The following is an 11662-nucleotide window of genomic DNA, read 5'->3' as shown; positions in this document are numbered from 1 at the left end:
CGATTACCCGGGTTCACCAGCTGGAGTCGGTGACAGACCTGCCCCGGCGCGTATCGTCCGGCTCATTCCCGCCCGGCGGCGGGCCGCTACCGTCGAAAACCTGCCGGCGTGCCGCGGTGGCGGGTCGTTCGGTGGACGCGGCGACCGGGTTCGGTATCTCGATATCGGCCAGGCCCTCGACCAGGTCGGAAAGTTTCGGCATCCGGGATCGCTGGATCTCCAAGGGAGACATCAGATCGGTGGTCTTCTCCGAGACCTGCCGGACGGCCCGCTGGGTGGCTTCCACGACCGCCTTGGCGATCTCCGAATAGCTCAGTTCGTCGATATCGGCGGAGAATTTCACATCGATCACCGTGTTGTCCGCGTTCACGGTGACGGTGACTTTCTTGCCCCGTGCCGTGGCGCTCGCGGTGAGTTCGGCGCGCTGCTGCTGGATGCGCGCGATGGTGCGCATCTGCTCCTGCACACCGTCCATGATCGCGGCCAGTTCGGCCTTGGCCTGCTCGTTGGTCATCGTCGCGGAACCGTCCGGCTCAACGTAGGCCGTCGCGGTTGCCGTCTTCCATGTCCTGCAGGTAGTCGGCGCTCTCGACCTGGCCGTCATGGAATTGCCCCATGGTGCCGGATACATTGCGGGCACTGTCGAGCAGGTTCTTCTTCGACGGCACATAGCCGTTGCCGTCCTGACCGACGGCGAAGGATTGACCGAGCGAATCGCTGCCCCAGGGCGCACCACGACCATTGATCCTGGATTCGAGACTCGAGATCACCCCGTTGATCCGGTCCCGCACTCCACCGGTGCGCTCGGCGGCCGCGCGAAAGGCTTCGTCGTTGTAATCGACCCTGTCGCCCATATGTCCACTCCTCCCGCATGCCGGACCTCCCCCGTCCCGGCCGAATCCATCGACTCGACCATGGCAGCCGGGAGCGAATCCGGTGTGACACGGACGTGAACAGGGCCTTTTCCGGCGGTTGCGAACAGGGATGTCTTGTCGCGGAGAGAAATCGAGCAGTGCCGCGCACTCGCACGCACAGTGAACCGCGTCGGGGATATCCCACCGGATCGCGCTACACGCACTCCCCGGTTTCCCCATCATGGGAAAGAGATCGGCCCGGATACCGCGCCGACGTCGTGAGACGGCAAGATCGAGCGGTATGCGTGCCCTGCTACAACGTGTGACCTCCGCTCAGGTGACCGTCGACGGCGAAGTGGTCGGCCGGATCGAACCGTCGGCCACCGGAATCCGCCACGGCCTGCTCGCGCTGATCGGCGTCACCCACACCGACGACGAGGCCACTGCCCGGGCGCTGGCCGAAAAGATCTGGCGGCTGCGCATTCTCGAAGACGAACGCAGTGCCGCCGATCTCGGCGCGCCGATCCTGGTGGTCAGCCAGTTCACGCTCTACGCCGACACCCGTAAAGGCCGGCGTCCGTCGTGGTCCGCGGCGGCACCGGGTCCGCTCGCCGAACCACTGGTCCACCGCCTCGCCGAAACCCTCCGGGAGTCCGGTGCCACGGTGGCCGGCGGCCGCTTCGGGGCGCATATGGAGGTGGAGCTCACCAACGACGGACCGGTCACGGTCATGCTCGAGATCTGATCCGGCGGAGAACATCGCCGTCCCCCGGGGCCTTCGGCGAAACGCTCGCCGGCTATTCCGGTCGCAGTGTGAGAATGCGCGGTCCGTCCTCGGTCACCGCGACGGTGTGCTCCCAGTGCGCCGCGCGTGACCCGTCGGTGGTCACCACGGTCCAGTCGTCGTCGAGCACCTTGGTGTCGTGGGTGCCCAGGGTCAGCATCGGTTCGATGGCCAGGACCGAACCGACCACCAGCCGCGGTCCCTTCCCGGGTTCGCCTTCGTTCGGCAGGAACGGGTCGAGATGCATCTCCCGGCCGATCCCGTGCCCGCCGTAACCGTCGACGATGCCGTATGAGCGGCCGTGTTCGGTTTCGGCCGCTCGGGTGCCGAGTTCGATCGCGTGCGAGACATCGGTGAGCCGGTTGTCCGGGACCATGGCCGCGATACCGGCCACCATGGACTTCTCACAGGCCTCGCTGAGCATCCGGTCGGCCTCGATCAGGTCGCCCACGCCGAACGTCCACGCGGAGTCACCGTGCCAGCCGTCCAGCACCGCGCCACAGTCGATGGATACCAGGTCGCCGGGGGCGAGCACCTCGGCCTCGGTCGGGATCCCGTGCACCACACGGTCGTTCACCGAGGCGCAGATGGAGGCGGGAAAGCCGTGGTAGCCCTTGAACGACGGCACCGCGCCGGCGTCCCGGATCACCTGTTCGGCGATCCGGTCCAGTTCGAGCGTGGAGACCCCGGGCGCGGCGGCCGCGCGTACCGCGACGAGCGCGCGACCCACGACGGCGCCCGCCGCCGCCATCGCGTCGAGTTCACCGGCGGAGCGGAACGGAACGACCTTCTTGCTCTTTCGACCGAAGACCATATCGGGTCAGCTCCCCATCGCCGAAGGATTACCGCCGCACCCGCGGCCCGGACTAACCGGTCGTGGCATTGCGACCCAGTGCCTCCAGGGCCCGCGTGTTGACCTCGTCGACCTCACCGACGCCGTCCACCGAGACGACCAGGCCGTCGTAGTAGTTCAGCAGCGGCTGTGTCTCGTCCCGGTAGATCCGCAGCCGGGTGCGGATGGTTTCCTCGTTGTCGTCCGAGCGGCCCCGGGCCAGCATCCGATCGACGACCGTGTCCTCGGAGACCACGAAGCACAGCACCGCGTCCAATTCGCTGCCCAGATCGTCGAGGATCTTGGCGAGCGCGTCGGCCTGATCGACCGTGCGGGGGTAGCCGTCGAGCACGAACCCGCGCGCGGCGTCGGGCTCGGCCACCCGCGACCGGACCATGCGGTTGGTGACATCGCTGGGCACGAGTTCGCCCGCGTCCATGTAGCGCTTCGCTTCGAGACCGAGCGGCGTCTGCTCGCTGATGTTCGCGCGGAAGAGGTCACCTGTAGAGATGTGTGGTACCCCCAGCTTTTCCGATAGCAGCACGGCCTGAGTGCCCTTGCCCGCTCCCGGCGGCCCGAGTAGTACAACTCTCACTTGAGGAACCCTTCGTAATTGCGATTCATGAGTTGGCTTTCGATCTGCTTCACGGTGTCCAGGCCGACACTCACCATGATGAGCACGGCGGTACCACCGAACGGCAGATTCTGTGTTCCACCGGACGCGCCGATATCGAGGAACAGATTCGGCAGTACAGCGACCAGACCGAGGTAGATAGAGCCGGGCAGGGTGATCCGGCTCAGTACGTAGGTCAGGTGATCGGCCGTCGGCTTACCGGGGCGGTAGCCCGGGATGAAGCCGCCGAACTTCTTCATCTCGTCGGCGCGTTCCTCCGGGTTGAAGGTGATGGCGACGTAGAAGTAGGTGAAGAAGACGATAAGGCCGAAGTAGATGGCGATGTACACCGGGTTGCCGGGGTTCACCAGATACTTCTGGATCGCCTCCTGCCACCAGCTGGGATCGGTAGCCGAGGTCGACCCGGTGAGCTGGGCGATCAGGTTCGGCAGGTAGAGCAGCGAGGAGGCGAAGATGACCGGGATGACGCCGGCCTGGTTCACCTTCAGCGGGAGATAGGTCGAGGAGCCGCCGTACATCTTGCGGCCGACCACGCGCTTGGCGTACTGCACCGGAATCCGGCGCTGGCCCTGCTCGACGAAGATGACCGCCATGATGATGAGCAGCGCGGCCGCACAGACGAGACCGAACACCAGGCCGCCGCGGCTGTCCAGGATGGATTTGCCCTCGCCCGGGATCCGGGCGGCGATACCGGCGAAGATCAGCAGCGACATACCGTTGCCGACACCGCGTTCGGTGATCTGCTCACCGAACCACATCACCAGGGCGGCACCCGCGGTCATCACCAGGACGATGATGATCATGCCGAAGACACTGGTGTCGGCCAGGATGTCCTGTTGGCAGCCCTGCAGCAGCTGACCGCGCGCGGCCAGCGCCACCAGACCGGTGGCCTGCAGGATCGCGAGCGCGATCGACAGGTAGCGGGTGTACTGCGTCATCTTGGTCTGGCCGGCCTGGCCTTCCTTGCGCAGTTCCTCGAACCGCGGGATGACGACGGTCAGCAGCTGAACGATGATGCTCGCTGTGATGTAGGGCATGATGCCGATGGCGAACACCGACAGCTGCAGTAGCGCACCACCGGAGAACAGGTTGATGAGCTGGTAGATGCCGGCGGAGTCACCACCGGAGACCAGGTCGATACATTCCTGGACCGCCCTGTAGTCGACCCCGGGCGACGGTAGCGCGGCACCGAGGCGGTACAACGCGACCAGCCCCAGCGTGAAGAGAATCTTCCGCCGCAAGTCCGTAGTCCGGAAGGCCGTAACGAAGGCGGAAAGCACAGATCCTCCTGGCGAACGACATGGTCAGGCCATGGAATTTTTCAGCGTGTCCCGGTCGGAAATCGCCGAACCCATGACGGGTCTTGGCAGACAACACTTGAACTCTAACAGTGACGCCGGACGAGCCTGCACTCGTCCGGCGCCCTGTCGTCGAAACCGGCGAACGTCAGCCCAGTTCGGTGGCGGTGCCACCGGCGGCGGTGATCTTCTCCTTGGCGGAGCCGGAGAACTTGTCCGCGCTGACCTGGACGGCGACGGAGATATCGCCCTCGCCGAGCACCTTGACCAACTGGTTCTTGCGCACAGCGCCCTTGGCGACCAACTCGTCCTTGCCGACGGTCCCCCCTTCGGGGAACAGTTCGGCGATGGCACCCACGTTCACGACCTGGTACTCCACCCGGAACGGGTTGGTGAAGCCCTTCAGCTTCGGCAGGCGCATGTGGATGGGCATCTGCCCACCTTCGAACGCGGCCGGCACGTTCTTGCGTGCCTTGGTGCCCTTGGTGCCGCGACCCGCGGTCTTACCCTTGGAACCCTCACCACGACCCACCCGGGTCTTATCGGTTTTCGCGCCCGGAGCGGGCCGCAGATGATGCAGTTTGATGGTCATGTCAGACCTCCTCAACAGTTACGAGGTGGCGCACGACATTGATCAGACCGCGGTTCTGCGGGTTGTCCTCACGGACAACCGACTTGCGGATACCCCGCAGACCCAGGGTCCGCAGGCTCTCGCGCTGATTCTGCTTGGCGCCGATCGAGCTCTTGATCTGGGTCACCTTGAGATCTGCCATATCAGACTCCTTGTCCGGCACGGGCACGCAACATGCCCGCGGGAGCGACGTCCTCGAGCGGCAGACCACGACGAGCCGCGACCTCTTCCGGCCGCTGCAGCATCTTGAGCGCCGCGACGGTGGCGTGGACGACGTTGATCGCGTTGTCGCTACCGAGCGACTTGGCCAGGATGTCGTGGATGCCCGCGCATTCCAGCACGGCACGCGCGGCGCCACCGGCGATCACACCGGTACCCGGGGAGGCCGGGCGCAGCATGACCACACCGGCCGCCGCTTCGCCCTGCACCGGGTGGGTGATGGTGGAGCCGATCATCGGGACGCGGAAGAAGCCCTTACGCGCTTCCTCCACACCCTTCTGGATGGCCGCGGGAACTTCCTTGGCCTTGCCGTAGCCGACACCGACCAGGCCGTTGCCGTCACCCACGATGACCAGGGCGGTGAAGCTGAAGCGCCGACCACCCTTGACCACCTTGGAGACACGGTTGATCGCTACGACGCGCTCGAGCTGATTCTTCTCGGCGGGGTCGTTACGACGGTCGCCACCGCCACGGCGGTCGCCGCCACGGCGGTCGCCGCGGCCTCCGTCGGGGGCATTGGAGTTCTGTCCGGCGGGTCCGTTTCCGCCGTCACGCCGCTGACGTCCCGGCATCAGACGTTCCTTCCGTTCACACAGGTATGTGCAGTCATGTTGGTCATCAGAACTTCAACCCGCCTTCCCGAGCGGCATCGGCGAGCGCCGCGATCCGGCCGTGGTAGTCGTGGCCACCGCGGTCGAACACCACGGCCTCCACACCGGCGGCCTTGGCACGCTCGGCGATCAGTTCGCCGACCTTCTTGCCCTTGGCGGTCTTGTCGCCTTCCAGCGCCCGCACGTCGGCCTCGATGGTCGACGCCGAGGCGAGGGTACGACCGGCGGAGTCGTCGACGAGCTGCACGTGCAGGTGCCGCGAGGAGCGGTGCACGATCAGCCGCGGACGCGCGGTGGTGCCCTCGATCTTCTTGCGCAGGCGGAAGTGGCGACGCGTCTTGGACAGCCGCCGGCGGGTGGAAGCATCCTTGCCCAGCGGAATGCGCTTGGCCTTCTGATTCTCGGTTTGCGCCATGATCACTTACCCGTCTTTCCGACCTTGCGGCGAACGACCTCACCGGCGTAGCGGATGCCCTTGCCCTTGTACGGGTCGGGCTTGCGCAGTCCGTGGATGACCGCCGAAATCTGGCCGACCTTCTGCTTGTCGATCCCGGATACGGAGAACTTGGTGGGCGATTCCACCGCGAAGGTGATGCCCTCGGGCGCCTCGATCGGCACCGGGTGGCTGTAGCCGAGGGCGAACTCGAGGTTGCTGCCCTTCTGCTGCACGCGGTAGCCGACGCCGAAGATTTCCATCTTCTTCTCGTAGCCCTGGGTGACACCGGTGACCATATTGGCGATCAGGGTCCGGGTCAGGCCGTGCAGCGAGCGGCTGCGACGTTCGTCGTCCGGGCGGGAGACCACCAGGCGGCCGTCTTCCTGCGCGACACTGATCGGCTCGGCGATGGTCAGCGACAGCTGGCCCTTGGGGCCCTTCACCGCGATGTCCTGGCCGTTGACGGTCACTTCCACGCCCGCGGGAACCGCGACGGGATCTTTACCGATACGCGACATTGTCCGTACCTCCCCTTACCAGACGTAGGCGAGGACTTCCCCGCCCACTCCCTGCTTGGCCGCCTGGCGGTCGGTGAGCAGGCCGGTCGACGTGGAGATGATCGCCACGCCGAGGCCGCCCAGGACCTTGGGCAGGTTGGTGGATTTCGCGTACACGCGCAGACCCGGCTTCGACACGCGGCGCAGGCCCTGCAGGCTGCGCTCACGGCTGGGGCCGTACTTGAGGTCGACGACGAGGCTCTTACCCACGGTCGCGTCCTCGGTGCGGTAATCGGCGATATAGCCCTCGCGCTTCAGGATCTCGGCGATATTCGCCTTGAGTTTCGAATGCGGAGCCTTCACCTGATCGTGGTACGCCGAATTGGCGTTGCGCAGACGAGTCAGAAAGTCTGCGATCGGATCGGTCATGGTCATAGTTCGACCTCGACACCTTTCTCGCTGCGGTTCCCATACAACACCCACGCCAGTGGGCGCGGGCCGTGGGCCTACAGCAATTCGGCTGGTCCGGACGGCAGTCACCGCCGGATGAGTTCGTATCGCCGGGCAGCCGCATCGGGCCGCCCACGGACACAGAGGTGCCCTGGCAACCGGTCTAGTGTAGGAGCTGGCTCGGTTACGACAAAATCAGGGCCCCGGAACAATGCCCCGACCAGGTAATCCGTCCGTTGTGACGGAGGCGGAGCAAGTTCGATATGCCGACCGCCGGCCAGCAACGATCAGGGCCCCGGAGCAGTTGCTCCGGGGCCCTGATTCACTCTGTCTCCGTACCGGAGCTCACCAGGAGCTCTTGTGTACCTCCGGCAGTTCGCCGAACTGCTCGGATCCCATATCGCCGGATCCGGCCGGCTCGGGGAGCGGCTCCGCGCGCAGGTCCATATCGAGGCCGTCCACGTCGTGCTCGCCGACATGCACCTGGGCCGTGGACGGCGCGTACCCCGTCGCCACGACCGTGTAGGTGCCCTCGTCCAGGTTCCCGAACGTATAGGACCCGTCCGCGTCCGTCGCCACGGTCTCGATCACATTGCCGAGGGAATCGGTCAGGGTGACCCGGGCCTGCGCCAGCGGCCGACCGCCGCCGCGCACCACGCCCGCCACCCGCACACCCGGGCGCAGCAGCACCTCGAGCAGTGCGGTGTCCCGGCTGCCGACCCGCGCCGACACCGCGGTCGGGTGATAACCGAACGCGCTGACCGCCACGGTGAACTCGCCTTCGGGCAGGCCCGCGAGGTCGAATCCGCCGGTGACGTCGGATTCCGCGGCGGCCAGCACCTCACCGCGCATGTCCAGGGCGGTGACGGTGGCGCCGGACACCGGGGCGCCGTCGCCGGTACGCGCGACCGTGCCGGTGAGGCCGACGAGCGTAGTGAGGGTGACGTCGTAGGAGACCGGGTTGCTCCCCAGGATCGCGGTGGACGCGTCGGGGCGGCGTCCCTCGGCCGAGGCGATCAGCACATACGTACCGGGAGCCGGGGCCTCGATCTCGTAGAAACCGTCCTGCCCGGCCAGGGCCCGGCCCAGCTGCCGGCCCGACGGGGAGATCAGCGTGAGAGTCGCGCCGATCACGGCGACACCCCGCGCGTCGTATACCCGGCCGAAAAGGATGGAGCCGCTGCCGCTCGGCTGCGGCGCAGTTCCGGCCGAGGCGATCGGGTCGGTTTCCGTCGCGGCGAACATCGCCGATTCGGGGGCCGCATGCCGCGGGGCCGCGGTGGGCACCGAACCGTCGGCCTCGGACCGGCCCGCTTCGGCCTCGTCGACGACCCGCTCGGCTTCCACCGAGAGTCCGGCCGGAGCCGCGGGTACTGCCTGGGCCATCGCGTGCACGGTTTCTGGCTTCTCGGTCCCGGGCTGTGCACCCGCGACGGCAGCCGCCGCGGCGCGTTTGGCGGTGGGGATGGTCAGGGCGATGACCGCGGCCGCCGCGGCCACACCGCAACCGATCAGGATGCCGACCTTGAAACCGTTCTCGGTGGGCACCGAGAACCCACCGGCGAAGGTGGTGCTCATCTCGGCCAGCACCGCGCCGATGGCCGCCGACGCCACCGAGGTTCCGATCGATCGCATGAGGGTGTTGAAGCTGTTGGCGGCCGAGGTCTCGGTGATCGGCACCGCGCTCATGATCAGGGCGGGCATGGCGCCGTAGGCGAAGCCCACGCCGAGGCTGATGATGATCGCGCCGACCATCAGGCCCCAGGGCTCGCCCATGAGCGGCACCGAGGCGCCGTATCCGGCCGCGATGATGATCGCACCGAGGATCAGCGTCACCTTGGGCCCGGCCAGTGCGGACAGTTTCGCGCTGAGCGGCGAGGACAGCATCATCATCAGACCACCGGGCGCCATCCACAGACCCATGGCGACCATCGATTGGCCCAGGCCGTAGCCGGTGGCCTCCGGCAGCTGCAGCAGCTGCGGGAAGATCAGCGCCTGCGCGAACATCGACATACCGATGACGATCGAGGCCGCGTTGGTCAGCAGTACCCGGGGACGGGCGGTGACGCGCAGGTCGACCAGCGGATCACGCGAGCGCAGCTCCCACACGCCCCACAGCAGCAGCACCACCACGGCAGCGACGAACAGGGAGATCGTCGTGACACTGGTCCAGCCCCAGCTCGCGCCCTTCGATACGGCCAGCAGCAGAGAGACCAGGGCAGCGCCCAGACCGAGCGCGCCCAGTACGTCGAACCGGCCGCGTTCGGCCCGCGGCGGCGTCGACGGCACCACCGCGAATATCAGTGCACCGGCCACCGCCGCCAGCGCGGCGACGCCCCAGAACAGGTACCGCCAGCTGCTGTATTCGACGACCGCGGCGGCCAGCGGGAGCCCGAGCGCGCCACCGACACCGAGCGAGGAACTGATCAGCGCGATACCCGAACCGAGTTTGGCGGGCGGCAGGAGATCGCGTAGGGCGGCGATACCGACCGGGATCAGGCCCACGCCCATCCCCTGCAGACCGCGGCCGATCAGCATCGGCCACAGCGAAGAGGACACGGCACAGATCACCGAGCCGATGACGAGCGGGACCACCGATCCCACCAGCACGGGCCGCTTACCGAGCAGATCACCGAGCCGGCCCGCGACCGGGGTCGTCACCGCGCTGGCCAGCAGGCTCGCGGTCACCACCCAGGTCGCGTTCGAGGGTTCGGTGTCCAGGATCTCCGGTAGCTGCCCGAGCAACGGCATCACCAGGGTCTGCGTCAACGACGCCACAATCCCGGCGTATGCGAGCACCGCCAGTACCGCCGCGGGGCGGACGACGGGTTCGGGTTTGGTCACGAGCGTGCTCCTCGATATGCGAAAGTCAGCCGATGTGCATAGTACACATAACATGCATGATGCAATCTAACCAATTCGCCTGTGTGAACATTCCGCGCCGTCCGGGTCGCCGTGGAGCGGAACGCGCTACCGAGTCACAGCTCGGCGGCAGTGCGCGAGACACGGCTTCCCACACGCGCGACAGACCTCGACAATCGCCGCCGGTCGATCGCGGCGACCCCGACCGACCGGCATGATCCCGCAGCGCGGCGATCGCGGCGGCCAGAGGCAGGACGCCTGTGCCGCAGCCGGTCTCCACGCGGAGTCCCTCCCGGATCGCCTCGGTGCTGCACCATTGGAACCTGTGCAGTACACGCTCGCCGATATCCTGCCGTCCGTCACCGCGTCGTTCGGGTCCGACGCGCCCGACCCACTCGGCCTCACCCCCAACAGGGATGTCGTGCTGCTGCTGATCGACGGCCTGGGCGCCGAACTACTGGCGCGCCACCGTGATCTCGCCCCCACGCTGGCGGCACACCGCACCACCACGCTCACCGCGGGGTTCCCGGCGACCACCGCGACCAGCCTCACCAGCCTGGCGCTCGGCGCGCCCTGCGCGACACACGGCATCATCGGCTACAGCTTCGCCGTGCCCGCCGCCACCGACGGCATGCGGCGGCTGTTCAACTCCCTGCGCTGGCGATTCGACTCCGCGACCGGCGACGACGCGCGCGAGACCTACCCGCCCGAATCGGCGCAACCGCACCCGAGCCGCCTACAGGACCTCGCCGCGCGCGGCGTGGAGGTGCACTATGTGGTCCCGGAGTATCAGGTGCGCTCCGGCCTGACCCGGGCATCGTTCCGCGCGGCGGGAATCCTGCACCCCGCCACCACGCTCGACGAGGTCCGCGCCGGAATCCTGGCGGTGGCCCGGCATCCGGGTACAGGGTCGCGATTCGCCTATGCCTACTTCCCCGACCTCGACTCGACCGGTCACCTGCACGGACCCGAATCACCCGAGGCCCTGGCGGTCCTGCGGGATATCGATGCGTTCGCGGCCGAATTGCTCGGCGAACTACCCGGCACCTGCACACTGCTGGTCACGGGCGATCACGGGATGATCCACGCGGACCACGCGGTCGACCTCGACGCGTCCGAGGCGCTGCACCACGACGTAGCCCTGATCGCGGGCGAGGCCCGGGTCCGCCACGTCTACCTCGAACGCACCGCCGCGCGAGCCGACGCGCTGGCGACGTGGCGGGAGCAGCTGTCGGGCCACGCCCAGGTGGTGCCCCGTGAGCAAGCCCTGGACGAACACTGGTTCGGCCCCACCCCGCCCACTCCGGTGATCACCGATCGGATCGGGGATCTGCTCGCCGTCGCGGAGGGCCGCACCGTGCTGGTGCGACCGGAGCACGAACCGCTGGAGTCGGCGATGACCGGCCACCACGGCGCCCGGACACCGGACGAACAACTGGTACCGCTCATCGTGTCGCGCTGAGTCCGGAGGATCGGCGCGAACCGAGTACACCGATCCCGGGGCGGGCCGCCCGGGGGTCGGCACACGCGCCTGCACCCGCACCACCGCCGCGG

14 protein-coding genes and 1 pseudogene are annotated in these 11662 nt (G+C 67.5%); 2 read left to right on the top strand and 13 right to left on the bottom strand.

Features of this window, described 5'->3' with window-relative positions:
- Positions 1-13: 13 nt before the first annotated feature.
- Complete coding sequence (locus IG75_RS0119505; RefSeq protein ID WP_030522640.1) at positions 14-514, bottom strand: YbaB/EbfC family nucleoid-associated protein; 501 nt, start codon at positions 512-514, stop codon at positions 14-16.
- Between the two features lie 19 nt (positions 515-533).
- Positions 534-854: a hypothetical protein gene (locus IG75_RS0119500; RefSeq protein WP_030522641.1), complete on the bottom strand. Its 321-nt coding sequence runs from the start codon at positions 852-854 to the stop codon at positions 534-536.
- 301 nt (positions 855-1155) lie between these two features.
- On the opposite strand from IG75_RS0119500, the gene dtd reads away from it, so the two are divergent.
- The gene (dtd, locus tag IG75_RS0119495; protein ID WP_030522642.1) at positions 1156-1599 is read left to right on the top strand and encodes a D-aminoacyl-tRNA deacylase; all 444 of its coding nucleotides are present in this window, start codon (positions 1156-1158) and stop codon (positions 1597-1599) included.
- Positions 1600-1651: 52 nt separating this feature from the next.
- On the opposite strand, the gene map is transcribed toward dtd, so the two are convergent.
- The 11 genes and pseudogenes from map to IG75_RS40305 all read right to left on the bottom strand — a co-directional run.
- Complete coding sequence (map, locus tag IG75_RS0119490) at positions 1652-2452, bottom strand: type I methionyl aminopeptidase (protein ID WP_030522643.1); 801 nt, start codon at positions 2450-2452, stop codon at positions 1652-1654.
- A gap of 52 nt (positions 2453-2504) precedes the next feature.
- Positions 2505-3065 (bottom strand): adenylate kinase, encoded by a 561-nt coding sequence (locus IG75_RS0119485; RefSeq protein WP_030522644.1) that lies wholly within the window; start codon positions 3063-3065, stop codon positions 2505-2507.
- On the bottom strand, positions 3062-4384 hold the full coding sequence (gene secY / locus IG75_RS0119480) for a preprotein translocase subunit SecY (RefSeq protein ID WP_030522645.1): 1323 nt from the start codon (positions 4382-4384) through the stop codon (positions 3062-3064). Before secY ends, IG75_RS0119485 begins: the two co-directional genes overlap by 4 nt.
- A gap of 166 nt (positions 4385-4550) precedes the next feature.
- The gene (gene rplO / locus IG75_RS0119475; protein ID WP_030522646.1) at positions 4551-4994 is read right to left on the bottom strand and encodes a 50S ribosomal protein L15; all 444 of its coding nucleotides are present in this window, start codon (positions 4992-4994) and stop codon (positions 4551-4553) included.
- A 1-nt stretch (position 4995) separates the two neighbouring features.
- Positions 4996-5175: a 50S ribosomal protein L30 gene (gene rpmD, locus IG75_RS0119470; RefSeq protein WP_030522647.1), complete on the bottom strand. Its 180-nt coding sequence runs from the start codon at positions 5173-5175 to the stop codon at positions 4996-4998.
- A 1-nt stretch (position 5176) separates the two neighbouring features.
- Positions 5177-5824, bottom strand: a complete 648-nt coding sequence (rpsE, locus tag IG75_RS0119465) for a 30S ribosomal protein S5 (protein WP_030522648.1) — start codon at positions 5822-5824, stop codon at positions 5177-5179.
- Positions 5825-5870: 46 nt separating this feature from the next.
- The gene (rplR, locus tag IG75_RS0119460; protein WP_030522649.1) at positions 5871-6278 is read right to left on the bottom strand and encodes a 50S ribosomal protein L18; all 408 of its coding nucleotides are present in this window, start codon (positions 6276-6278) and stop codon (positions 5871-5873) included.
- A gap of 2 nt (positions 6279-6280) precedes the next feature.
- Positions 6281-6817, bottom strand: a complete 537-nt coding sequence (gene rplF, locus IG75_RS0119455) for a 50S ribosomal protein L6 (protein WP_030522650.1) — start codon at positions 6815-6817, stop codon at positions 6281-6283.
- Positions 6818-6832: 15 nt separating this feature from the next.
- Entirely contained in the window at positions 6833-7231 is a 399-nt protein-coding gene (rpsH, locus tag IG75_RS0119450; protein ID WP_014981717.1) for a 30S ribosomal protein S8, read from the bottom strand.
- 360 nt (positions 7232-7591) lie between these two features.
- The gene (locus IG75_RS40310) at positions 7592-8491 is read right to left on the bottom strand and encodes an MSCRAMM family protein (protein WP_245713330.1); all 900 of its coding nucleotides are present in this window, start codon (positions 8489-8491) and stop codon (positions 7592-7594) included.
- A 171-nt stretch (positions 8492-8662) separates the two neighbouring features.
- Positions 8663-10090 (bottom strand): annotated as a pseudogene (locus tag IG75_RS40305) (MFS transporter); the annotation flags it as partial.
- A 343-nt stretch (positions 10091-10433) separates the two neighbouring features.
- On the opposite strand from IG75_RS40305, the gene IG75_RS0119440 reads away from it, so the two are divergent.
- Entirely contained in the window at positions 10434-11570 is a 1137-nt protein-coding gene (locus IG75_RS0119440; RefSeq protein WP_030522652.1) for an alkaline phosphatase family protein, read from the top strand.
- Positions 11571-11662 lie beyond the last annotated feature (92 nt).

The organism is Nocardia rhamnosiphila NBRC 108938 (assembly GCF_000720425.1).
Taxonomy (GTDB): domain Bacteria; phylum Actinomycetota; class Actinomycetes; order Mycobacteriales; family Mycobacteriaceae; genus Nocardia; species Nocardia rhamnosiphila.
This window is presented reverse-complemented; position numbering and strand designations above follow the sequence as displayed.